General features: G+C 60.3%; 18 protein-coding genes. 9 read left to right on the top strand and 9 right to left on the bottom strand.

Features of this window, described 5'->3' with window-relative positions; all coding sequences use genetic code 11:
- Positions 1–131 precede the first annotated feature (131 nt).
- Positions 132–2,318 (bottom strand): 1,4-alpha-glucan branching protein GlgB, encoded by a 2,187-nt coding sequence (glgB, locus tag AC6FTP_RS12910; protein WP_497207330.1) that lies wholly within the window; start codon positions 2,316–2,318, stop codon positions 132–134.
- A gap of 8 nt (positions 2,319–2,326) precedes the next feature.
- Positions 2,327–3,364: a glycosyltransferase family 4 protein gene (locus AC6FTP_RS12905; RefSeq protein ID WP_497207329.1), complete on the bottom strand. Its 1,038-nt coding sequence runs from the start codon at positions 3,362–3,364 to the stop codon at positions 2,327–2,329.
- A gap of 70 nt (positions 3,365–3,434) precedes the next feature.
- On the opposite strand from AC6FTP_RS12905, the gene AC6FTP_RS12900 reads away from it, so the two are divergent.
- On the top strand, positions 3,435–4,280 hold the full coding sequence (locus tag AC6FTP_RS12900) for a transglutaminase-like domain-containing protein (RefSeq protein WP_497207328.1): 846 nt from the start codon (positions 3,435–3,437) through the stop codon (positions 4,278–4,280).
- Positions 4,281–4,289: 9 nt separating this feature from the next.
- On the opposite strand, the gene AC6FTP_RS12895 is transcribed toward AC6FTP_RS12900, so the two are convergent.
- Genes AC6FTP_RS12895 through AC6FTP_RS12885 form a run of 3 tightly spaced genes read right to left on the bottom strand, consistent with a single transcriptional unit; the run spans position 4,290 to position 8,558 of the window.
- A complete protein-coding gene (locus tag AC6FTP_RS12895; RefSeq protein ID WP_497207327.1) occupies positions 4,290–5,009 on the bottom strand; it encodes a hypothetical protein in 720 nt (239 codons plus the stop codon).
- Between the two features lie 54 nt (positions 5,010–5,063).
- Complete coding sequence (locus tag AC6FTP_RS12890; protein WP_497207326.1) at positions 5,064–6,359, bottom strand: DUF1501 domain-containing protein; 1,296 nt, start codon at positions 6,357–6,359, stop codon at positions 5,064–5,066.
- Positions 6,360–6,395: 36 nt separating this feature from the next.
- Positions 6,396–8,558 carry a DUF1549 domain-containing protein gene (locus AC6FTP_RS12885; RefSeq protein ID WP_497207325.1) on the bottom strand — a complete coding sequence of 721 codons (2,163 nt, stop codon included), beginning with the start codon at positions 8,556–8,558 and terminating at the stop codon, positions 6,396–6,398.
- Between the two features lie 219 nt (positions 8,559–8,777).
- On the opposite strand from AC6FTP_RS12885, the gene AC6FTP_RS12880 reads away from it, so the two are divergent.
- The 3 genes from AC6FTP_RS12880 to AC6FTP_RS12870 are packed head-to-tail and all read left to right on the top strand — an operon-like array spanning position 8,778 to position 13,523.
- Positions 8,778–10,088 carry a CCA tRNA nucleotidyltransferase gene (locus AC6FTP_RS12880; RefSeq protein WP_497207324.1) on the top strand — a complete coding sequence of 437 codons (1,311 nt, stop codon included), beginning with the start codon at positions 8,778–8,780 and terminating at the stop codon, positions 10,086–10,088.
- A 28-nt stretch (positions 10,089–10,116) separates the two neighbouring features.
- Entirely contained in the window at positions 10,117–10,494 is a 378-nt protein-coding gene (locus tag AC6FTP_RS12875; RefSeq protein ID WP_497207323.1) for a CoA-binding protein, read from the top strand.
- Between the two features lie 53 nt (positions 10,495–10,547).
- Positions 10,548–13,523 carry an outer membrane protein assembly factor BamB family protein gene (locus tag AC6FTP_RS12870; protein WP_497207322.1) on the top strand — a complete coding sequence of 992 codons (2,976 nt, stop codon included), beginning with the start codon at positions 10,548–10,550 and terminating at the stop codon, positions 13,521–13,523.
- A 21-nt stretch (positions 13,524–13,544) separates the two neighbouring features.
- Here AC6FTP_RS12870 and AC6FTP_RS12865 read toward each other — a convergent pair whose 3' ends face one another.
- Both AC6FTP_RS12865 and AC6FTP_RS12860 read right to left on the bottom strand, forming a co-directional pair.
- Entirely contained in the window at positions 13,545–13,916 is a 372-nt protein-coding gene (locus AC6FTP_RS12865; protein WP_497207321.1) for a hypothetical protein, read from the bottom strand.
- 31 nt (positions 13,917–13,947) lie between these two features.
- On the bottom strand, positions 13,948–16,614 hold the full coding sequence (locus AC6FTP_RS12860) for an outer membrane protein assembly factor BamB family protein (RefSeq protein WP_497207320.1): 2,667 nt from the start codon (positions 16,612–16,614) through the stop codon (positions 13,948–13,950).
- 267 nt (positions 16,615–16,881) lie between these two features.
- On the opposite strand from AC6FTP_RS12860, the gene AC6FTP_RS12855 reads away from it, so the two are divergent.
- Both AC6FTP_RS12855 and AC6FTP_RS12850 read left to right on the top strand, forming a co-directional pair.
- Positions 16,882–17,577 carry an RNA polymerase sigma factor gene (locus AC6FTP_RS12855; protein ID WP_497207319.1) on the top strand — a complete coding sequence of 232 codons (696 nt, stop codon included), beginning with the start codon at positions 16,882–16,884 and terminating at the stop codon, positions 17,575–17,577.
- Between the two features lie 71 nt (positions 17,578–17,648).
- Entirely contained in the window at positions 17,649–17,879 is a 231-nt protein-coding gene (locus tag AC6FTP_RS12850; protein ID WP_497207318.1) for a hypothetical protein, read from the top strand.
- On the opposite strand, the gene AC6FTP_RS12845 is transcribed toward AC6FTP_RS12850, so the two are convergent.
- Together AC6FTP_RS12845 and AC6FTP_RS12840 are read right to left on the bottom strand one after the other, a co-directional pair.
- A complete protein-coding gene (locus AC6FTP_RS12845; RefSeq protein ID WP_497207317.1) occupies positions 17,880–18,602 on the bottom strand; it encodes a S8 family serine peptidase in 723 nt (240 codons plus the stop codon).
- Between the two features lie 3 nt (positions 18,603–18,605).
- A complete protein-coding gene (locus AC6FTP_RS12840; protein WP_497207316.1) occupies positions 18,606–19,253 on the bottom strand; it encodes a GAF domain-containing protein in 648 nt (215 codons plus the stop codon).
- Positions 19,254–19,327: 74 nt separating this feature from the next.
- Here AC6FTP_RS12840 and AC6FTP_RS12835 point away from each other — a divergent pair, with 74 nt between their 5' ends.
- The 3 genes from AC6FTP_RS12835 to AC6FTP_RS12825 are packed head-to-tail and all read left to right on the top strand — an operon-like array spanning position 19,328 to position 22,875.
- Entirely contained in the window at positions 19,328–19,972 is a 645-nt protein-coding gene (locus tag AC6FTP_RS12835; protein WP_497207315.1) for a hypothetical protein, read from the top strand.
- 3 nt (positions 19,973–19,975) lie between these two features.
- Entirely contained in the window at positions 19,976–21,679 is a 1,704-nt protein-coding gene (locus tag AC6FTP_RS12830) for an adenylate/guanylate cyclase domain-containing protein (RefSeq protein WP_497207314.1), read from the top strand.
- A complete protein-coding gene (locus AC6FTP_RS12825) occupies positions 21,676–22,875 on the top strand; it encodes a putative porin (protein WP_497207313.1) in 1,200 nt (399 codons plus the stop codon). Before AC6FTP_RS12830 ends, AC6FTP_RS12825 begins: the two co-directional genes overlap by 4 nt.

The raw sequence follows: 22,875 nt of genomic DNA, 5'->3' as shown, positions 1-22,875 counted from the left end.
AAACGTTGGGCCTGCTCAAGCACAAGGCGCGACAAGCTTGCCCTTCACTTCCTCTCCCTCATTCAATTCGCCTCCATCATCGACTGGCTCAGATACGGTTGTTGAGGGTTTTCAAACACCGCCTAGGAGATTTATCGGCCGAGCCACACGACGCCGAGCGGCGGGAGATCGATGATGATGCTCCAGGGCTGGCCTTGCCATTCGGTCGGTCCGGCGGGCATCGGGAGTGGGTTCACCATGCCGCTGCCGGCGTAGCCGGGGGAGTCGGTGTTGATGAGTTCGCGGTAGCTGCCGGGTTCGGAGACGCCGACACGGTAGCCTTTGCGCGGCACGGGCGTGGCGTTGATGACGCAATAGACTTTGTCTCCATCGGGAGCTTTGCGGATGAAGGCAAAAATGCTGTGGTCGGCGTTGCTGGCATCCAGCCATTCGAAGCCGCCGCCTTCATGGTCGAGCGCGTGGAGCGCGGGGCGTGTGGTGTAGAGCCAGTTCAGGTCACGGATGAGCTTCTGGAGTGAGGCGTGCTCCTCACCCATGAAGAGATGCCAGTCGAGGCTGCGCTCGTGGTTCCACTCCTGCCACTGGCCAAACTCGCAGCCCATGAAGAGAAGCTTCTTGCCGGGGTGCGCCCACATCCACGCATAGAGCATGCGGAGATTGGCGAACTTCTGCCAGCGGTCGCCGGGCATCTTGTTGATCATGCTACCTTTGCCGTGGACGACTTCGTCGTGACTGAGCACGAGGACGAAGTTTTCATCGTAGGCGTAGAGCATGGAGAAGGTGGCATCGCCATGATGATACTTCCGGTGGACAGGGTCCTCCTGCATGTAGCGGAGGGTGTCATTCATCCAGCCCATGTTCCATTTGAAGCCGAAGCCGAGACCGCCGGTGTCGGTGGGCTTCGAGACTCCGGGCCAGGCGGTGCTTTCCTCGGCGATGATGGTGGTGCCGGGATGGAGTTCGTAACAGACGCGGTTCAGATCGCGCATGAAGTCGATGGCTTCGAGGTTCTCGCGGCCACCGTATTTGTTCGGCACCCAGGCCCAGGGTTTGCGCGAGTAGTCGAGGTAGAGCATGGAGGCCACGGCATCCACGCGGAGGCCGTCGATGTGGAATTCATCGAGCCAGTAGAGGGCATTGGCGACGAGGAAGTTCTTCACTTCGGGGCGGCCATAATTGAAGATGAGCGTGCCCCAGTCCTGATGCTCGCCCTGGCGTGGGTCGGCGTGTTCGTAGAGAGCGCTGCCGTCGAATTTGGCCAAACCAAAGGCATCTTTCGGGAAGTGGCCGGGCACCCAGTCCAGCAGGACACCGATGCCTGCCTGATGGCAGCGGTCTACGAACTCGCGGAACTCATCGGGATTCCCAAAGCGGCTGGTGGCGGCGAAGTAACCGGTGACCTGATAGCCCCAGGAGCCATCGAAGGGGAACTCCGACACCGGCATGAGCTCGATGTGCGTGAAGTTCATGCTCTTCACATACGGGATGAGATCATCGGCGAGCTCGCGGTAGGATTTGGAGCGGTTCTTTTGCTCGGGGATGCGCTTCCATGAGCCGAGGTGGACCTCGTAGATGCTCATCGGTGTGTGGTAGAGATCGTTGATGGCGCGCTTTTGCATCCACTCATTGTCGCCCCAGGCATAGCGGTCGAGATTGAAGACAAGGCTGGCCGTCTGCGTGCCGTGCTGGCCGAAGAAGGCGAAGGGATCGCTCTTGATGTGCAGCCCGCCGTCCGCGCCGAGCAGCTCGAATTTGTAATGCGTCAGCTCCGTGATGCCAGGGATGAAAAGCTCCCAGACACCAGCTTCGATGCGGTTGCGCATGGGGTTCACGCGGCCATCCCATTGATTGAAATCACCCACCACGGACACACGTCGGGCATTCGGAGCCCAGACGGCGAACTGCACGCCACTGACGCCGCCGATGGTCTTCAAGTGAGCACCGAAGCAGTCCCAGAGCTTCCGGTGCGTGCCTTCGCGGAAGAAGTACATGTCCTGATCACCGAGGAAGGTGCCGAACGAATACGGGTCAGCCTGCCGGATGCTGCGACCACCATGGGTCTGGATCTCGATGTCGTAAGCCTGATCCAGGGCACCGACCGCGCCGACGAAGAAACCCTGATCATTCACCCGCTCCAACGGCCACTCGGCACTGCCATCGCGGGAGATGACCTTCACCGAATGGGCATTTGGCTGGAAGCTGCGGACGACGGTGCTGCCATCCGCCAGCCGGTGCCGCCCAAGAAATCCGAAAGGGTCGCCGTGGCGCGCTTCGAGGATGGCTTGGATCTCGGCGTTCGGTAGGGTGAGGTCGGTCATGTGGCTGGTCATTCGTTAGCGGTAAGTAGCAGAGGCTCAAGGCGTTCCTGGCAGATTTTGAGCATGTCAAACTTCTGCCGGAGGAGCCTCCGATGGCGCGTGGGTTGGTTATTATTAAGCCATCGCATGATCTGTGCCGAGATTTCTTTGGACTCCGCATCGATTTGGAAATAATGCCCCGACTCCCCGAGCACCTCGCCATGCACGGGCAGATTTGAGCAAAAAATGGGTAGTCGATGCGCCAGTGCTTCCAGCAGCGGCAGGCCGAAGCCTTCGCCCGTGCTGGGAAAGAAAAGCGCGTCGGCTATGGAGTAGAGGCTGCGGACATCGGCATCCCCCAGCGGACCTGTTTCACCGAGGAAAAGGACATGCTCAGCGAGATCGAGTTCATTCACGAGGTTCTTCAGTTCACGATGGTAAGCCAGGCCATCAGCTTGATGAGGATCGGGCGCACCCGTGATGATGTAGGTGGCATCGCAGCCATCTGAACGTAGGGAAGCCAGCACACGCAGCCCTAGCTCGATATTCTTTCGCCGAACGAGCCGCGTGGGATGCACGAGCACGAGATCACGCTCCCCCAGCGGCAGTGCTGCGATTCGCTGCGTCAAACCGAGCACGGAGGCCAGATCGATGCCGTTTGGGATAACGTGAATGCTTTCCAGCGGCAACCCGCTGGCTCTGGCGTAATCCGCCCGCCGCACTTCCGAGACAGCGACATGTAGCATCGGCGGCACGGGCTCTTGCCAGTTGAGGTGCGCGTAGGCTGGATTCACGGCAGCGACATCGTGGACCCAGTTGATCCAGCGGATCTCGGGATGTTCGGCAGCGAGTGCTTGCAGTTCCCGAGTCCATTCGAGATCGAAGGGCATCGTCATCACATTGTGGATGAGCACGGCGTCGTAGCTCGCGAAACGAAGCCCACTCGTCCTCGTCATCAGTTCCACCTCATGCCCTAGCGCCGTCATTGCCGCCGCTTGATCTCGAATCACGCGCTCCACGCCGCCGATGGTGGGCGGGAGGGTGTAGTGCAGAATTGCGAGGCGCATGACCGGACGATGTCGCAGAGAGATGAGTTTGCACTTGGAAAGCCGGACCGCTTTCTGCTATTCAGCTTATATGCCCGCACTCGCCCAGCTCGACCATTTGATCACCCTCCTGGACGATGAATCCCCTGTGGTACAGGAGGCGCTGCAGCGCGAGTTCACCAACATGAGGCGCGATCTGCCCGAGCGCCTGAAGCATCTGGACCGCCAGCTGACTCTCGATGAGGAGCGCCACGTCGGTCGTCTGCTGGAGCCTGCGCGCAAGGCCGAGCTCGAAGAGACCTGGATGCGCTGGCGCTGGCTGGACACCTCCCATGCGCAACTCGAAGAAGGCCTGGCCCAGATCTCCTCCTATTTGAATGGCTGGCGCACGCAGCCGGGTGATCTTGCCCAGCGCCTCGATGCCCTCGCCGAGGAGGCTTTCCGTGATGGTGGCCGCATGGATGCTCGTGAGCTGAGCGAGTGGCTCTTCGCCATGAAGGACGGAATCGTGCGCTTCCGTGGCAACAGCAAAGACTACTACTCTGCCCGCAACAGCAACCTCTTCTGGGTGCTGGAAACCGGCCTGGGTAATCCCATCAGCCTCTGCTGCCTCTACCGCTTGCTCGGCCAGCGCTTCGGGCTGGACATCCAGGGCTGTAACTTTCCCGGACACTTCCTCGCCCGTGTGGAGATGCTGGGTCGCAGTTGGCTGGTGGACTGCTTCAATCGTGGCCGCTTCATGCTGGCTGGCGATGTGGCCAAGCACCATCCTGCGGCGAACCCAGCCATCGAGGAGGTCATCCGTCAGCCAGCGACCGTGGATCAAACCCTCCTGCGCATCCTGCGAAACCTCGACGAAGCCTGCGAGCGCACGGACAACCTCCCCCTTCGGCAGACCATGCGTCGGCTGGCGGTGAAGTTGATGGAAGAGCAGTAACAGCCGCGCTTACTTCGCCAGCCTTGGATCAGAAATCACCTCTGCGGTCATCTGCTTGAGTCTGGCGGCCAGATCTGTATTTCCTTTCTTCACCGCATAATCTGAGAGTGTCATCGTCAGGGTGACCAGCTTCTCCTCGAAGCTTTTGATGCTTTGCTCCGAACCTGGGCGGGCACGGATCATGCCGATCATCCTGACGTGACCGTCGATTTTGCGCTTCAGGTAGCCCGCCAAGTCCCCGCTATATTTCTCGAAAAGCTCCAGCTCACCGGCATCCACGAGCGTGTCATCCATGTAGCGAAAGCATTTTTTGGCGAAGTCGGGCTGCTTCTCGGCCAGGGCCTTGAAAAGGGTCACTGACTTGGCTTCCTCCTTTAGCGTCCGATTGATCGAAACCACGTCGTGAAACAACTCCGGTGCCGCTTTACCATCCAGCGCTGCCTGAGTGCCCTGATCCCGCAAGTTGGTGAGAGATGCCAGGGCAGGAGGGTATTTGTCGCCGAGTTGCTTCCAGTAGCTGAGGGCAAAGGAGAGCCGAACGCCATACTGGGCCGACTCGACACTCAAGGCATTCGCATGATACCACTCATGCCGTTCCAGAGCTTTCTCGAATTCGCCTGCCCGGGCAAAGGCCTGGGCCTCCTTGAGCGCCTTTGTGGCTTCATCCTCGGCACAGGCGGGCATGGTAAGCATGGCGAAGGCAAAGGGCAGAATTAAGCGAAGTTTCATGACAAGCATGAAGATACCCACTTCGGCATAGAGATGTCACGCCCGAAGCCAGCTTCAGCCAAACAAACTCGTCAGCGGCTGCCCCTTGTCAGCGATGGTGAAGGGACGCTTCGTGGGGCTGAAGATGACCTGATCCAGCGGCAGACCGAGGGCGTAGCCGATGGTGGCGTTGAGGTCGGGGACGTTGACTTTGTTCTCGGTGACTTCGATGCCTTTGTCCGTCTTGCCGTAGATCTGGCCGCCTTTGATGCCGCCGCCCCAGAGCACGGAACTGAAGGCTTTCGGGTAATGGTCGCGGCCAGAGTTTTGGTTGATCTTTGGCGTGCGGCCAAACTCGGAGGTGAGGACGACGAGAGTATCATTCAGCAGGCCGCGACGGTCGAGATCACCGAGCAACGCACCGAGGGCTTGGTCGAGTTCACCGATCTTCTCGGGGAGGCGGGCGTAGATGTCCTGATGCATGTCCCAGCCACCGAGACTGACTTCCACAAAGCGGACGCCGTGCTCGACGAGTCGGCGGGCAAGCAGGCAGCCCTGGCCGAAGTTGCTGGTGCCGTATTCGGCCTGAGACTCAGAGGATTCCTGGCTGAGGTCAAAGGCGGCGAGATCGGCGCTCTTCATGACTTTGACGGCGTCTTTATAGACATCCGAGTAAGCACGCACGGCGCTGTGCTTGTAGGTTTCTTCAAAGCCTGCATTCAACTTCGCGGATAGGTTCAGGCGGTAGTCAAAATCACTCTCTCCGAGGTTGGCGAGACGCTTGCTGTGCTGAAGCCCGGTGCTGGGATTGTTTAGCACGAGGGGCTGGAAGGGAGCTTCGAAGAAGCCACCTCCAGGGTGCTTGCTGTCGCCGGAGATGACGACGGTGCCGGGCAGATCTGGGTGGCCCTTACCCTGGAATTTCTGGAGCCACGCGCCCATCGTGGGATGCCTTGTGGCACCGCGCATGGTGTAGCCGGTGTGCTGGAAGTAGTTTCCCTGCTCATGCGCGCCCTGGGTGCTGCTGAGGCTGTTGATGATCACTCCGTGATGCATGTGCTTTGCCACGGTGGGCAGGCCATCGCCGAGCTGAACTCCATCGGCGCTGGTCGGGATGCACTTCGTATCGCCCATGGTATCGGCCCCAGGCACAACGCCGAAGGTATCGAGGTGCGTCATGCCGCCAGACATGTACAAATAGATGACGTTGCGCGCCGTCGGCACCTGCTTGGCCTTCGAGCTGCCTTCAAAGGGAACAGCACCAGCTTTGCCACCCATCATGGGCAGCACGGAGACGCCGAGGCAGGTCTTGGCGATGCCGAGGACGAATTCACGGCGGGAAGGTTCGTCGGCTTTGATGAAGGTATTCATGACAAGTAGGCTTTCTTTACAGGGTTCGACGGGGCTTTACTGAATGAAAAGGAACTGGCTGCCGGTGAGCAGCGCGTGGGTGATGTCAGCGAGGGCTTTGTCGCCACGCTCACGGACGACGCTGTCGAGCACGGCGCGCTCGTTGTTTGTAGGGCGGCGGCTCAGCAGAGCTTCGTAGAGAAGCGTCACCTTTTGTTCAGGAGCTCCGGCTTTGGCGAGCTGCTGGTTCAGGAGGGAAAGCGGGCTGGTGATGGTCTCGACGAGAGGTCCATTGAGCAAAGTCAGTGCCTGTGGCACGGAGGCGTCGTCGCTGGAATTGTCGATCACCTCGCGGTCGCTCTGGCCGAAGGTGCGGAGGAAGTGGCCGGGGCGCGCGGGGCTGGGCAGCTCGGAGGCGCGGGCGGCGACCATGTTGTTGCTGGCAGCATTTTTGACGAGGTCTTTCCGCTGCTCCTTCGTCAGGTTGGCGAGTGCGGCTTTATCGATGGCGGGACGTTTCACCTCCGGCTTCTCGGGCTTGTAACCTCTGAGCAGGGCATTCGCGCGCTCGTCACCCATCAGGTTAGTGAGCAGGTCATCCGTGGCCTCACGGCGCAGTTTGTTCGCGGCATTGGCGAGCGCTTTGGCATCGGCTTTGGAGGCGGTCCCTTTTTCCTTTTCCTCCGCCATTTTGGCGCGGAGTTCGTCGAGCTTTTGATCGGCTGCCTTGCGCTGCTCCATGCCCACTTTGGCAGCGGCGAGGATGCCCTCGGGGCCCTTCTCCTTCATGGTGCCGAGGAACATCGCCAGATCGTCGAGATACTGGTGCAGGCGTTGGTTTTCATCATCGACCATGCCATCCAGATTCCCCTTCGTCAGAGTGATCACGCTGTCCCAGACCTGCTCGGCGCTCATGCGGCGGAGCATCGGGCCGGTGAAGTGGGAGGTCTCGCCCAGGGCGATCTCCTGGGTGCCCGCCGCGCGCTGGTAGGTGTCGGTGTTATAAAGCACGCGCATGAAGGATTTGAGCGAGTACTTCTTCTCGATCATGAGCTGCGTGAGGTAATCCATCAGGGCAGGATTGGAGGCCACCGTGGAGTCCGTCATCTCATCCACAGGCTCGATCAGGCCCAAGCCGAAAACCTTCTTCCACATGCGGTTCGCGATCACCGTGGTGAAGCGGGGATTCTCTGGGCTGGTCATCCAGTCGGCGAAGGCATGCACGCGGGTCTGGCCTTCCTTCGGCTTCGCGTCGTGACCAAACATGGCACGCGCCTCGATAGTCTGGCCGGGCTTGCCGTCCGTGTACTTGTAGTCGTCAGGCAGCTTCGGCAGCTTGCCATCGTTGTTCGTGATGGCGGTGTAGCGCAGCGGCTTCATCACATCACCGAGAGCTTGCTTGACCTCCCGCATGTCTTCGTTGCTGACGGACGCGGTCTTCTTCGCCTCTTCGCGCAGCTTGGCGATCTCTTCCGGGTGCTTCTTCATGTACTCGCGGCGCTCTTTGGGTGACAGGTTGGCCAGAGAAGCAGGCACCATCTTGCCAGGTGCCTGCGGGCGCTTTGGAAGCTTGATGTCAGTCACGCCATTGCCCTTCGTGTCCATGCCATAGGTAAAGGCGGCCATGCTGTAATAATCCATCTGCGTCCACTTATCGAAGGGGTGATTGTGGCATTGCGCGCAGACGATGCTCGTGCCCAGAAAGACCTGCACCGTGTAGGCGAGGTGATCGAGCTTGTTCTCGTCCCGCTGGTAAAAGCCGATGCTGCCGCTGTCCCAGGCACCGCCATCGGTCGTGAGCAGCTTCTTCACCATCTGATCGTAGGGCGTATTCGCCTTCAGCTCCTTCTTCATCCATTCCTCGTAGGCCTCGGCAGTGATGCGGCCCTTCGTGTTGTCCGTCAGGCGGAGCAAATCAGCCCAAAAGTTAAACATGTGGCTCGTGTAGCCATCGCTGGCCAGGAGCTTGTCGATCAGCTTCGCGCGCTTCTGCGGGTCATTCGAGCCGATAAACTCCTCCCGCTCCGCCACCGTCGGGATGCGCCCCGCGATGTCCAGATACAGGCGGCGCACCAGCACATCGTCCGTGGCTGGCGGATTCGCCTGAAGACCATTCTTCTGCCAGTCGGCAGCCAGCAGTTGGTCGATTTTGGCAGCTTCCGGCAAAGCGGCAGCGTGGGCGGCACAAGCCGTGAGAAGGAGAAAGGCAATCGTTTTCATGGCGCAGGGGGGGAGACAGGTCTAACCGCCCCTCAAACGACAAGATGCGCGCTATCTTCTACAAAATGTGAGAAAGTAGGTTTTCCGACAGGGCTGACGCATCAAAACAGAAGCGGCCAGTTGTCCGAATCTGCGCGCAGCCTTCTGACTCAACCTCTTTTTGTTTCTCAGTTGCAGTCTTTCGGAAAACGGACTCGGAAGTATCTTGTCATTCTTCTCATGCTCACCGCCGCCATCCAAGTCATTCAGAAGCTCCGTCATTCAGGTCATCAGGCTCTGCTCGCGGGTGGATGCGTGCGGGATCATCTGCTCGGGCGCGAGCCAAAGGATTTCGATATCGCCACCAGCGCCACGCCGGATCAGGTCATCGCCCTGTTCCCAGGAGCGCTCACCGTCGGAGCGCATTTCGGCGTCGTGATCGTGCGGCAGGGCGGAGAGCAGATCGAGGTGGCCACGTTCCGCACGGACGGCAGCTACAACGATGGACGCCACCCCGAAAGCGTCACTTTTTCCACCGCCGAGGAGGATGCGAGGCGCCGCGACTTCACCGTCAATGGCCTCTTTCGCGATCCAATCGAGGATCGCATCATCGACCATGTCGGCGGGCAGTCCGATCTGGAGAAGCGCGTGCTCCGCGCCATCGGTGATCCCGCACAACGCTTCGCGGAGGACAAGCTGCGCCTGCTGCGTGCCGTGCGCTTCGCCACCGTGCTCGGCTTTGAGATCGAGCCGGAAACCTGGCACGCCGTCATCGACTTCGCCCCGCAAATCCAGAGCGTGAGCGCCGAACGCATCCGCGATGAACTCATCAAGATCTTCCTGCACCCCAATCGCGTGCGCGGCTTTGACCTGCTGATTGACAGCGGTCTCATGGCGCAGGTGCTGCCGGAGATCCTCGTGCTGAAAGGCGTGGAGCAGCCCCCGCAGTGGCATCCTGAGGGAGATGTCTTCATCCATACACGGCTCATGCTCAGCCTGCTGCCCGAGCATGTGTCTCTGCCGCTCGTGCTCAGCGTCCTGCTGCATGACATCGCCAAGCCCGCCACCTTCACCGTGGATGAAACGGGCCGCATCCGCTTCAATGGTCACGACAAACTCGGTGCCGAGATGACAGGTGACATTCTCCGCCGCCTGAAGTTTCCGAACGATGTCATCGAGCCCGCGCAGGTGGCGGTGGAGCATCACATGGTCTTCAAGGACGTGAAGAAGATGAAAAAGAGCACCCTGAAGCGCATGATGTCCCGCCCCACCTGGGCAGACGAGCTGGCGCTGCATCGGGTCGATTGCCTCGGCTCAAACGGCCTGCTGGACAACTATGAGTTCATGCAGGCCAAGGCAGCCGAGTTCTCCACTGAGCCACTCATTCCGAAGCCACTGCTCAACGGGCGTGACCTCATTTCCCTCGGCTGGCAGCCCGGCCCCATACTCGGCCAGATCCTCACAAAAGTGCAGGACGCCCAGCTCGAAGGTGTGATCACAACACGCGAGGAAGCACTGGCTTGGCTGAAGGCCCAAGGCGAGCGCGCGTAGCGGTTAGAAGCGTCGATTTTACTTCATCATGAACTCTTCCCATCCCAAACGCACCGTCATCGTCGGTGCCAGTGACAAACCAGACCGCTACTCCCACATGGCGCAGCTTCTCCTGCGCGAGCACGGCCATGAAGTCGTGCCTGTTCATCCGAAGCTGCCCAGCATCGCGGGTGTTCCCGTCGTGGCAGATCTTTCTCAGATCTCCGGCCCGGTGGACACAGTGACCATGTATGTCGGCGCAGCCATCTCCAGCGGCCTTGCTGACAAACTCATCGCTCTGAAACCACGACGCGTGATCTTCAATCCGGGCGCTGAGAATCCCGAACTGGCCGCCAAACTTGAAGCTTCAGGAGTCATGGTAGAGGAAGCATGCACGCTCGTCCTGCTGCGCACGGGGCAGTATTAACAGGGCCGCCAGTCGAAGAACCTGCCCCGCAAGGCCGTTGATGATTCATCATCATGCGCCCGCTTCTTTTCTGCCTTCTCGCTTCGTCTTTATCCGCCGCCGACTGGCCCACCTATCGTGGCGATGCTGCGCGCAGCGGTTACTCGGCGGAGACGATTCCGAATCAGCTTCGGCAGCGCTGGGAGTTTCGGCTGCCTGCGGCTCCGAGGCCAGCGTGGCCGACTTCGGAGCGCATGGAGTATGATCTGGCGTTTCAGCCGATCATCGTCGGTGATCTCGTGCTCTTTGGCAGCTCGGCGGATGATCAGGTGTATGCGCTGGATGCAAAAACGGGCTCCGTGCGCTGGCGCTTCTTCACAGGTGGGCCGGTGCGTTTTGCGCCGACGGCCTGGAAGGATCGCGTGTTTGTGGCGAGCGATGATGGGCATCTCTATGCGCTCGCGTTGAACGATGGGAAGATGCTTTGGAAACATCGCGGCGGGCCGGGAGCGCAGCAGGTGCTCGGCAATGAGCGGATGATCTCACACTGGCCCGCGCGAGGCGGTCCGGTGGTGTCGGAGGACAAGGTGTATTACTCCGCAGGCATCTGGCCGAGCGATGGCGTGTTTCTCCATGCGCTGGATGCGGCGACGGGTGCTCCGGTTTGGCAAAACAGCGAATCAGGCGGTCTTTTCATGGCTCAGCCCCACGGCGGAGCGGAAGCGGTGAGCGGCGTGGCACCGCAGGGTTATCTGCTGGCCACCGACACGGCTTTGATCGTGCCCACAGGCCGCGCGGTGCCAGCGGTGTTCGAGCGTGGCGACGGCAAACTGCGCTACTACCATCTGCAAAAGAACCAGCAGCGCGGCGGCACACGAGCCGTACTCACGGAGTCGAGCTTTCTCAATGCGGGCTGCCTTTTCGATGTGAAGACGGGCGACATGACCTCGCAGCTCGGCATGGGCTCGGCGGTGGCGATTCCGGGCGGCGTGGTACGTGCGGAGGGTCGCTCGCTGGCGACGTATCGTTGGAAGGATGTGGAAAAGATCGACCGCAAAGGCACGGCTTCGATGGTGCGCTCACTGGTGCAGGACAAGCTCACGCCACTCGAAAAAGAAGTGCTCGAATTTATCGTCACCGGTCCCGAGGCCGTGATCGGCTTCGACGGACAAATCAGCGCCATCGACTACAACGGCCAGCGCACGGAATGGTGGAAGCAAAAGGTCGAAGGCCGCGTGCTCGGCCTAGCAGCGGGTAATGGCCGAGTCGTCGCCACCACGGACAAAGGCATCGTCTATCTCTTCGATGGCGATCCCGCACCGTTGCCTGTTTCAGCGCCGATTGCCGAAGTAAAGCCGCTCGATGCCGCCGTGATGGCCGAGGCGAAAGCCATCCTTGATGCCGCGAAGATCACCGAAGGTTACGCAGCAGTGTTCGGAGCTGGTCATGCCGACTTCGCACTCGCTTTGGCGCGTCAGTCGGATCTTCAAATCGTTGCCATCGAGAGTGATGAAGCCATTGCGCAAGCCGCGAGACTACGAATCGCCAACGCAGGTCTCTATGGCACGCGAGTGTCCATACATGTGGGCTCGTTGGATGCCACGAACTACCCGAAGCAGTTCGCCAACCTCGTCATAGCTCCGAAAGAGGTCACGCCTGCGATTCAAAAGGAGATGGAGCGTCTGCGCCGGCCCTACAGCGGCCTCATTTGCCATCGCGACAGTTTGAAGCTCGAACGCGCCAGCGCCCCAGCGGGTGCCGGAAGCTGGACACATCAGAACGGCAGCGCTGCGAACACGCTCTGCTCCGATGACGAACTCGTGAAGGGCAAGCTCTCCATGTTTTGGTTCCGCGATGTCGAGTTCGAGGTCGCCAACCGCCACGGGCAAGGCCCCGCGCCACTCATTTCGCAGGGTTACATGGTCACCAGCGGCGTGCATGGTCTCTGCTGCCTCGATGCCTACAACGGGCGCAAGCTGTGGGAGTTCGACGTGAAGAACCTGCTCATCGACTTCGACGGCATCCATCACGATGTCGGCATCGGCGACACCGGCGGGCCGTTCTGCATCGGCGGCGACTCCGTCTATATCAAAAGCGGTCCGCGCTGCCTGCGCATCGATCTCGCCACTGGCAAGCTCGTGCGCGAATTCGCCACGCCCGTCGCTGCCGATGCCGCGAATCGCAACTGGGGCTACCTCGCCTTTGAAAACGGCATGCTCTTTGGCTCCGTCGAAAACGCCGCGCACAACGTCAGCCCGCGCTACCAGCTCACGAACCTGCGCACCGAGTCCGTGCTGCTCTTCGCCATGGACCCCGCCACTGGCGTGATGAAATGGAAACACGAACCCAAGGGCTCCATCCGCCACAACAGCGTCGCCATCGCCGGAGAGCGCGTCTATTTGATCGACCGCCCCATCGTCGAAGCGGACCGCGTCACGAACCCACGCCGCGATGGCAAATCCGCGCCTAAACTCACTCACAGCCAGGTGCCCGCAGGCACGCTGCTCGCGCTCGACTCCGCCACCGGCAAAGTCCTGTGGGAAAACCAAGACGACATTTGGGGCACGCAGGTCGCCGTCAGTGCGAAGCACGGCGTGCTGCTCATGAACTACAAAGCGGTGCGGCATAACTTCTTCGAACTGCCCTCCGAGGTCGGCGGACGCCTCGCGGGCTTCGACATCGCCACCGGGAAGCGTTTGTGGGATCAGGACGGCAAGTATCAAACCCGCCCGCTCATCAACGACGCCACCATCTATTCTCAAGGCGGCGCGTGGGATCTCAAAACCGGCTCGCCCGTCGAGTTCGAGCTAAAGCGCTCCTATGGTTGCGGCCAGATCGCCGCCAGCAAGAACCTCATGCTCTTCCGCAGCGCCACGCTCGGCTACGTCGATCTCACCCGCAGCGCCGGCACCGAAAACTACGGCGGCATCCGCCCCAGTTGCTGGATCAACGCCATCCCCGCCTCCGGCCTCGTCCTCGTGCCTGACGGCTCCGCGAAATGCCATTGCAGCTACCAGATGCGCGCCTGGTTTGCGCTTCAGGGGGAGTGACCGTGTTGCTTAAATTTCAACTCAGTTTGGGAACAAGAATTTGGCATACTCCTCCTTCACATTGGCCCGATAGTTTTCCAAAAACTCGGGGTTTTGAGATGCCACTGATTCATCTGTAATAGCACGAAAGAGCAGAGCTTTAACAGCCTCTCGCGAATCTCCTGTTGTATCTTCGAGCAATGACCGGAAAAATGGCACGCGCTCCGATGGACTGGTTAACCAGTACAGAAGTTGGAAGCAGTCACCGCGAATCATACTCCCGGAATTCTCTGACATGGCGATTTGAAGTACTTCTTCGACATTGGCAGTCGCAAGGCATTTTTGCTGTATCAGCAAGTATTCGATCACATTCTTGGCCGTCGAGAGCTGCTCGATTAAAGATAATGCGTTCATTTTAGTAAGTCAGGGATTTGGACTTGAGAGATTACTTTCGCTCCTGTTCCGGCACATCCCCAATCTTCAAACCCTCACGAATGATCTCGATGCCACTGAGGATTGTTTCGCCTTCGAGGGCGGTGAGCTTCACGGTGAGGGTGCCGTCGGTGACTTGAACGTTGGGAATTGTTTCCGTCGTGGCGATCAGTTTGGCGGGCAGAGCGAACTTGGTGAGCGCGGGTTTGTCTTGAATGGCAATGTCGAAGACGTGCTTGGCATCGTCGGGTGAGGCGAAGGTGAGGCGCACGGTGTAGGTGCCGGATTTGAGGCCGGAGATCGTCGTGGAACGCAGGGCTTTGACGCCGCTGGCGGCGACCCAGGGCCAGCCTTGGCCGCCGTTCATCCAGATGGAGTGATGGTAGTAGAACTCGGGCTTCTCAGGCTCAGTGCGCACCTGGATTTCAGGCGCGGGACCGCCGACGCTCGGGTAATCGAGCCACAGGGTGCCATCGCGCGTCTTGCGGTCTCCGGGAGCACCGAAGTTGATGCCGAGGCGCTCGATCTTGCCGTTCAGTGAGGCGGCAGGCACCGCGCCCCAGGTGGCCCATTGCTCGAAGGTCTCCGGCATGGAGTAAAGCGCGAGCGCCATGGGCAGTGGGTAGCTGCAGGTGCAGCCTTCGTAGAAATAGGGGACGTTCAGGATGCCGCCGGCGGGCACGATGCTGTTCGTGCAGCCGCTGCGTGGACCGCTGATGTGGACGGTGCCGCTTTCGACCTGCTTGTCGTAAAACGCGGCGGTGCCGCTGCGAAAAGTGAAGATGTTGCCGTAATCGAAGCCGCCGTCGCAGCCATAGCTCTTCGGGAAGACGCGTGGCTCCTGCTCGCCGGTGAGCGGATTGGTGCGCAGGCCTGATTTGGGCTGATCCGGCGACCAGTCATTCTTTTGCGTCGGCGGGCGATACTGCGCGGGCTGGATGCTCTGCATGTCCACAGTGCCAAACTTGGCGCGAAGCTCAGGCGCTTCATATTCATCGAGCACGCGACCGGTGTAGATGTCGCTGAACACGGGGGCGAGCAGCTTGTAATCGACCTTGCCTTTGCGGTTCGTGGCATCGAGCCAGTCCTTGTCGGCGGTGATCATGACGCCATCGACGACCTTCGGCTGCGGCGCGCGCTTGAAGTTGCTCAGCGCATCATCAAACCACAACACGCCCAGTGGTGCCTGCACGAGCGGGTCTTCACTGGTTTTCCAGTCGGCGAGGTAGTTCGTGCTGCCAGTCAGAGCGCCGCGCGTTTGCAGCAGTTTGCCATCCAGACTGACCAACTTGCCGCCGAGAGGTCGCAGAGTATCGCCAAGTGGCTCAGGGCCGATCACGCGATTCGCGAAGTAGTGCGGCAGTTCTGACTTCGTCGGCAAAACGGCCACGCGTTCGCCATACAAGGCTGTTTTTGAGAGACGCGATTTCAGCGCGGCATCGTCGCTCAGCACGATGAGATGAAACTGGCTCAGGGTGAGCAACGACTCGATGAAGCCAGGTTTACCTGCGTCGGTAAGCAGAGCATAGCCGCGATCAGTTCCGGCAGCTTGGATGATGGTCTTGGCGAGTTCTTCATCAGCCTTCTCAATGACGATCTCGCGCTTCCAGTGCTTGGCTTCGCCTTTGGCGGAGCCGTGGGCTTTAAGGATGCCATCGACCGTGACGACGAAGACTTTGTCATCAGCTGCGACGACGCTGTGAGCGTTGGGGAAGGTGTCGAAAGACACTGCTTTGTCAGCGGCGAGGAGCGAGCGCTGAATGCCGGTGGAGCCCTCGGCGCGGGGTTTGTCTTCGTGGCGCTTCACGTTGACAGCTTCATCGAAAAGCAGGCCGCGACGTTTGAGTTTGGCGGCTTGTTTTTCATCGGGTGTGGAGGCGAACCAACCGCCGGTGAGTCTGCCTGCGGAGGGAAGCTCGAACTCTTTGAGCGCACCGGTTTTGAGATCGAGTCGGGCGGGATAGGCATTGCTACACGGCACCACGAGGTCATCGCCGTCGATGAGCAGATAGCCCTGCGGTGCAAGTCCGCCCATGGCCTCGGTTTGATGCGGATGGATGCCGTAGAGGTAGGAGCAGCGGTCATTGCACCAGATCTGCTCGCCCGTCGCAGCGTCCCAGCAGAACACGAATGTGCCCTCCAGCGGCCAGACACCGGCGGCGAAATAGACGCGGCCGTCTTTGGCGACTGGGCCGCCACGCACAGGCCACACGGAGATGAGACGCTGATTGCCGAGCAGCATGCGATTGGATGGAACGGCGCGCTTTGACCAAACCTCCGAGCCATCGGCGAGCTTCACACTGCGCATCACACCATCGTCGGAACCGAAGAGGACGAGATCGCCGAAAATGACCGGCGCAAAGCGAACGGGGCCGGTTGCCAGTGCTCGCCAGACTTCCGCGCCTGTGTCGGTGTCGAAGGCGATGAGGCAATCTTCCCGCGAACTGCCGACGATGAGCTTTTTCCCGGCGACGACAGGCTCGTAGCTGCGATCAAACTGAAGACGTGTCTCTTTGAAGGCTGGACGCAGTGGCGGCAGCTCGCGCGACCAGAGGAGATCGAGTTTCTCCGGCATGGCCTGCGTGGTTGAGGCTGTGCGGCCAGCATCATGACGCCACATCGGCCAGTCGGCGGCGGGGAGGGCTGTGGCACAGAGGAGGAAAAGGATGGCGCGAATCATGAGCTAGTGAGATTACGAGTTCATCAGCCCAAAGCTTCAGCGAAGCTTTTCTCGCAGGGCTTACGCATCAAATCGGCACCTGATGGTATGTCACAGCCTGAACGACAGGATTTACATGATTCACAGGATGAACAGGATTTTTTCAGACCTGTTAATCCTGCCAATCTTGTTAATCCTGTAGTGTTGGCCTCTTCTGATTCGATGTACCCCGCTTTTCTCGCGGCGGCAGGTGATTGACCTCCTCCCCAGACTCGCCAGCATCGGCTCATGTCCGATTCCGCCGACACGCCCGCCTTTCACGCCGCAGATTTCGAATTCGCCCAGGATCTCCTGGATGGTGACAAGGTCGCGTGGCAGCGCTTCGAGTCCGAGCTGAAACCCGCCATCGCGCGCAAACTCTCCGGGCTCGGTGCCACGGATGCAGATGCGGATGAAGTGCTCGGCATCGTCATGGAGAAGCTCTGGGCGCACAAAAAACTCGCTGCTTACACCGGTGCCGGGCCGCTGAGTGGTTTCGTGCGCACGATGGCGGCGAATGCCTGGCTCGAATACCTGCGCAAACATCGCCGCATGGTTCCTGCCACGAACCTCGCCGACGACGAAGGCGACGATGACCCGATGGATCGTCTTGCCCGCGATGAAGCCGAGGCCCCGCAGGAGACACCGCTCGCGCAGTTGCTGCGGGATGCGCTCATCTACTCGCTCACCCAGGTCGATGCCGAGGCTCTGCTCGTCATGCGCCTGTCCTTGCTTCAAGACGTGAAGCAGCGCGATCTCTGCCTCCTCTGGGGCGGCTGCCACGAGGGCACGATCTCGCGCAAAAAAGCCGAAGCTCTGGAGCAGATCCGCGATGAGACCCTGGCCTATCTCCAAGAGCGCGAGCCCACCCTGCAAATCTCCTGGCAGGATCTCATGGAAGCCTGCGGCGAAGGTGCCGATGCCATCCTCGGCCCCTCCATTTGAAAAAAGTTTCACCTTTCTGCGCAAGTTCCCACCGCTCCGAGCATCTGCCGTCTGTAAACCCCACGACTAACATGAGCACCGACCCCGATTTCAACATCCTCACCAGCTTCCTCCGCCGCATGATGCCCGACGTGGAGGGCCACGACATCGGAGATCCCCCCGATGCCATCCGCACCCGTCTCGACACCTTTGCCGCTGGCAAAGCCGACGCCAAAGAGCGCGCCTCCCTCTCCCAGCTTCTCAAAGAGCACCCCGAATACATTGGGTATCTCGGGAGAGCGATCCGAGGACGGGCGGTGTGATCATGCTTGAGCCAGCTCACGCATCATCTCTTTCGCACTCTCCACGCTGAGGTCGGGCCTGATCGAAAGCAATCGTGCGAGCCACGCCGTGACTCTCGGCGCAGCGAAGCTGCTGCCGGTGACGACTTTCCAGCCGCCTTGCCAGGGGACTTTGACGTTCAGGCCGTGGGCGAGGAACTCGACCATGCTTCCGGGGCGGTGGCTCCAGACTTCGGGCGGCATTTCGGCGAGGTTCACGGTGAGGACGGTGGGGAACCAGCCGGGCCATTCGCGCTGATTCGCATCTTCATTGCTGCATGCGGCGACGATGTGGGCGCGGCGGAGGTAGGCTTCATCAGTCCACTCTTTGTAGGGCATGACGAAGCGGGCTTCGCCCGGGCTGCCGAAGCTGCAATTCAGGATGTGATAACCACGCTGCACGGCGAGACGTGCAGCCTCCCAGATGATGGTGGTGCGGCCACGCAAGTCGGCATCGAGCACGCGGAAGCTGCCGATCTCGGCGTCGGGTGCGATGCTGCGGATGATCCAAGCGATGGCAGTGCCGTGGCCGATGACATCGCCGCTTGTGTCCACGGCTTTGAGAAAAGGGCCGTCGCGCTCGAAGGCGATGTCGTCCGCGAGTTTGAGGCCATCCAGCGCGGGATGCGTGGTGTCGATGCCGGAGTCGAGCACGGCGATGCGGACGCCTTTGCCGGTGAGGTGTTGGAGGTCGGCGCGAGTCATGATTTACTCCTCGATGCCGAGAACCCAGGCGGTGAGACGATGCTCGATCAAGCGGCCCACAGCTCCGGCGGTGGTCTCCATGGCGCTGAGATCGGCCAAACCAAAAGCGGCAGGCGGTGTGAAGCCAGCGGGGAATTCATCGCACGATTCCGGCACTCGTTTGAGATCGGGCAGGTCGCTCAAGCGAATGAGCCGAACCGCTGTGATGACACCGCGAGCGGCGCCACCAAAGACGAGTGGCACGGCGAGCATGGCCCAGGTGAGCACGCCGAGCTGGTGATCGAGCTCGCGATGCTGGCGCTGATTGAAGCAGACTTCCGCCTCACAGGCTGCGATGCCGCTGGTGAAGACGAAGCCGCTTATGCCCTGCGTGACGGGAAGTTTGAAGCTGCCGACGAAGCGTGCGGCATCGGGTCCGTTGTTCCAGATCGGCAGCAGCGCCTGCCCATCATCCACAGCGAGCCAGAGGCTGCCTTCATCAGCGCCGATGCTTTTTAAAACAGTATCGGTGATCCGGGCAGGCAGGCCATCAATCAAAGCGGAGGCTTTTTCCTTCAGGCAATGGGCGGCGAACTGCTCCCGACGCGCGGCTAGTTGGTCGGCCAACGGAGAGAGTTCGGGATCGCCAAAAGAGGTAAACGGAGCGGGCATGGCACACTCCTAGCACGCGCCTTTCTGAACGCCAAGCTTGGCAAACAGCGGCTTTCCCGCTTCATTCGAGATCTATGCGCTTCTTCACCCTGATCAGTTTTCTACTTCTCACCCTCTGCCAGTCGGCGCTGGCTGACGGAAGCGTGTCCGGCGTTGTGGTCCTGGATTCCCAACGCCCGCCGGATGTTCCCGCTGGCTATCGCCCGCTCACGGTGAAGCCCATCCAGGCGGAGGACCCGACGCCTGCCATCGTTTGGCTGGAGCAAAAGGGCATGGCCTACCCGAAATTACGCACGGGCAAAACGCTCACGATTTCCCAACGTGGCTATCAATTTCGTCCGCCGGTGCTGGCGGTGCAAACGGGCACGTCGGTAATCTTCCCGAACTTGGATGATGAGTTTCATCATGTCTTCTCTTACTCGAAGCCGCATCCCTTTGATCTCGGTCGCTTCCGGCAGGGCGAGACACCGGGCAGCCGAGTGCTCGACAAGCCCGGCCTCATCAAAATCTACTGTGAGATCCACAAGCACATGCGCTGCCGCCTGCTCGTGCTGGACACGCCTTGGTTCGCGCTGACAGACACGCGGGGCAGCTTCAAGATCACTGGCATCCCGCCGGGGGAGTATGAGATCAAAGCTCTGCTTCCTTCAGAGAAGCAGGTGAAATCCAAGGTCGTGGTGAGCGATGGCAAAACAGTGCAGGTGCAGCTCTCCCGATAAATCATGACCTTCCGCACGCGATTGCAGCAGGCCATCATCGGGCTCGTGGCGGCGGCCACGGGTGCCAGCCTGTTCATCGCGCAGCGTCAGAATGATGCCTCCCATCGTGGGATGCTGGCCCAGCTCTTCGAGCAGCAGTTTTCCAGCTTTCGTCGTGATCAGCAGCGTGACATCGAGCTGACGGAGAAAAACGTGCGCCGGTTGTCCGAGTCCGTGCGCTTGTTTGCGGCTTTGGAGGCTGGATTCGAGGGCTCGTATCAGGTCGCGAAGGATGAGCTTCGGCTGGATGACTTCGACTTTTTCAGGCTGCTGGGTTCGGATGGCGAGTTGATCGATCCGCCGGCGGGCAGTCGGGCGGATGCGGGGCTCTTTGCGCCTTTCATTCAGGAGAGGCTGAAGCAGCAATTGGCTCCGGCCAAACCTCAGGAGAGCACCTCGGCGGGCTACATCACGATTCAGCATGACGACTCCGAGCCTGCGCGGATCTACCGCGTTCTCTCGGCACCGATTCGGAACTTCGAGACCACTGTCGGTGCCTTGGTGTTCGGGCAGCAAATGCAGGACTTTGAGAAAGCAGCGGATGCGAAGCTCGAACTGGAGCGTGGGATGCAAGCCATGTGGCTCGACGGGAAGCTCATCGGCTCAACTTTTCCATCCGAAATCACGGCGGATATGGAAAGTGAGCTGGGTGCCAGCATCGGCGCGGAAAGGCCGCTGAACGTGGGACGAATGCTGAGAATTGGGAGCGTTGGCTACCGCTACATGGCGCATTGCCTGAATCCAAATTCACCGTTCCCGCCTGCCTATTATGTGTCCATCGTTTCGCTGGCTGGCTTTGAATTCCAGCAGCGGACGTTGATCTTTAAAATCGTCGCACTTGGCTTGGTCGCCATCCTGCTTGCTTCGTTCGTGGGCTTTATCTTTGCGAAGCAGATCACGCAGCCGATCCGCAGTCTTGTGAGTGCCACGCATGACATCCAGCAGGGGAATTTTCAGCCTGCGATCACTCCCGGCCCCACGCAGGAGATGCAGCATCTGGCGGATGCGTTTCAAGACATGGCCGCCGGACTGGCGCTGAAGGATCGCTACCACTCCGTGCTCAGCATGGTGGCGGATCAGCGCGTGGCGGAGCAGCTCATGGCGGGGAAGATTCCCCTCGGTGGCGAACTGCGCGATGTGACGATCATCTTCTGCGACATCCGTGGCTACACGGCGCTGAGCGCCGGGCGAGATCCGCGCGAGGTGATCGAGCTGCTGAACAAGCACATGTCCGCCCTGACGCGGGTCGTGTATCGCCATCACGGCGTGATCAATCAGTTCGCCGGAGATGCCATCATGATCCTCTTCGGCGCACCGATGGACAACCCGACCCACGCCGCTGATGCCGTGCTTTGTGCGCAAGAGATGCTAGCGGAGCGTGAGCGGCTGAATGAGCTGACACATGAGCCGCTCGGCATCGGCTTTGGCATCGCCACGGGCAAGGTGGTGGCGGGTTGTCTCGGCGCGGAGAATCGCGCCGACTACACCGCCGTGGGAGATCGAGTGAATTTGGCGGCCCGCCTGTGCAGTGTGGCGGCGGCGGGCGAGATCGTGATTGATGATCAAACTCGTGCCGCTTTGCCTGAAAGCACTCCATCGACTCCGACAGAACCTCTCAAGCTCAAGGGTTTTAGTGATCCCATCATCGCTCACCTTCTCATGCCATGACACGCATCCTCCTCTTCTTTCTTCTGATCTCTTCGTTGCAAGCTCAGAGTGTACTGGAGTCGCTCGACGATGCTTTGACGCTCAGCAATGCCGATGGTGAATGGCGTGCGGATGTGTCCGGCTTGCTCGATTTGGAAGCCTACATGCCTGAGGAGCAGGCGCTGGGGCTGGTGGAGACAGATGACGAGGTGTTTTTCAATCCCAGGCTCACGCTGCTGTTTGATTTCCAGATGACGCAGCGCTGGCGGGCGCATGTGCAGATGCGCACAGATCGCGGCTTTGATCCAGGCTTTGCCGTGGATGGCGAGACGCGAATGGATGAGTATTTCATCGAGTGGCGGCCGCTGGACAGCGATGTGCTGAACATTCGCGCTGGCAAGTTTGCCACCGCCTTCGGCGCCTGGACGCCGCGCCGCTTGTCATGGGATAATCCCTTTGTCACCGCGCCTGCGGCTTACAGTGACATGCTGCCGATCACGGACAGCATGGCGGCTCCGCTGGCAGGTTTTGCAGGGCGCCGCAACATGCCGGAGAATCGCCAGACCTGGGTGCCGATCCTCTGGGGGCCGTCTTATGCTTCTGGCGTCTCGATCTTTGGCCGCACGGAGCATCTGGACTATGCGCTGGAGGTGAAAAACGCCTCCATCTCGTCACGACCAGACGCCTGGGATGCGGTGGAGAATGGCTGGGACTCGACGACCTACACAGGCCGCCTCGGCTGGCGGCCTGCGCCGGAGTGGAACTTCGGCACCTCCTTCAGCCACGGGCCTTACCTGCTCGAAGAATCACAGCTCACCCTGCCTGCCGGGCGCAGCTATCGCGACTACGATCAGACGACCTTCGGTATCGATGCGGGCTACTCGCACGGGCACTGGCAGCTCTGGACGGAGCTGATGACGAGCCGCTTTGAGGTGCCCAACGTGGGCGGAGTTCGCGTCCTCAGCGGCTTCATCGAGGCTAGGCGCAAACTTGGTGCTTTGACTTGGCTGGCAGCCCGCTGGAATCAGAGCTGGTTCGGAGACATCCCAGGAACGAGTCGTGAATGGGACCGCGACGGCTGGCGTCTCGACCTCGCCCTGGGACATCGTTTGAGCCGAAACATGCAGGCGAAGCTGCAATACAGCCTCGCCGAGCGGACGGGGCAGGATCAGGAAGGCGATCACATGCTGGCTGCACAGGTGACGGTGAGGTTTTGA

The organism is Prosthecobacter sp., assembly GCF_044378005.1.
Lineage (GTDB): Bacteria > Verrucomicrobiota > Verrucomicrobiia > Verrucomicrobiales > Verrucomicrobiaceae > Prosthecobacter.
Note: the sequence above shows the minus strand (reverse complement) of the source record. Positions and strands in the feature narration are given on the sequence as shown.

Coding starts and splice junctions, on each gene's coding strand:
- AC6FTP_RS12850 (WP_497207318.1), top strand. CDS start 17,649: ATGAGCACCGACCCCGATTTCAACATCCTCACCAGCTTCCTCCGCCGC.
- AC6FTP_RS12855 (WP_497207319.1), top strand. CDS start 16,882: ATGTCCGATTCCGCCGACACGCCCGCCTTTCACGCCGCAGATTTCGAA.
- AC6FTP_RS12885 (WP_497207325.1), bottom strand. CDS start 8,558: ATGAAAACGATTGCCTTTCTCCTTCTCACGGCTTGTGCCGCCCACGCT.
- glgB (WP_497207330.1), bottom strand. CDS start 2,318: ATGACCGACCTCACCCTACCGAACGCCGAGATCCAAGCCATCCTCGAA.
- AC6FTP_RS12845 (WP_497207317.1), bottom strand. CDS start 18,602: ATGACTCGCGCCGACCTCCAACACCTCACCGGCAAAGGCGTCCGCATC.
- AC6FTP_RS12870 (WP_497207322.1), top strand. CDS start 10,548: ATGCGCCCGCTTCTTTTCTGCCTTCTCGCTTCGTCTTTATCCGCCGCC.
- AC6FTP_RS12865 (WP_497207321.1), bottom strand. CDS start 13,916: ATGAACGCATTATCTTTAATCGAGCAGCTCTCGACGGCCAAGAATGTG.
- AC6FTP_RS12895 (WP_497207327.1), bottom strand. CDS start 5,009: ATGAAACTTCGCTTAATTCTGCCCTTTGCCTTCGCCATGCTTACCATG.
- AC6FTP_RS12875 (WP_497207323.1), top strand. CDS start 10,117: ATGAACTCTTCCCATCCCAAACGCACCGTCATCGTCGGTGCCAGTGAC.
- AC6FTP_RS12835 (WP_497207315.1), top strand. CDS start 19,328: ATGCGCTTCTTCACCCTGATCAGTTTTCTACTTCTCACCCTCTGCCAG.
- AC6FTP_RS12900 (WP_497207328.1), top strand. CDS start 3,435: ATGCCCGCACTCGCCCAGCTCGACCATTTGATCACCCTCCTGGACGAT.
- AC6FTP_RS12825 (WP_497207313.1), top strand. CDS start 21,676: ATGACACGCATCCTCCTCTTCTTTCTTCTGATCTCTTCGTTGCAAGCT.
- AC6FTP_RS12880 (WP_497207324.1), top strand. CDS start 8,778: ATGCTCACCGCCGCCATCCAAGTCATTCAGAAGCTCCGTCATTCAGGT.
- AC6FTP_RS12840 (WP_497207316.1), bottom strand. CDS start 19,253: ATGCCCGCTCCGTTTACCTCTTTTGGCGATCCCGAACTCTCTCCGTTG.
- AC6FTP_RS12890 (WP_497207326.1), bottom strand. CDS start 6,359: ATGAATACCTTCATCAAAGCCGACGAACCTTCCCGCCGTGAATTCGTC.
- AC6FTP_RS12830 (WP_497207314.1), top strand. CDS start 19,976: ATGACCTTCCGCACGCGATTGCAGCAGGCCATCATCGGGCTCGTGGCG.
- AC6FTP_RS12860 (WP_497207320.1), bottom strand. CDS start 16,614: ATGATTCGCGCCATCCTTTTCCTCCTCTGTGCCACAGCCCTCCCCGCC.
- AC6FTP_RS12905 (WP_497207329.1), bottom strand. CDS start 3,364: ATGCGCCTCGCAATTCTGCACTACACCCTCCCGCCCACCATCGGCGGC.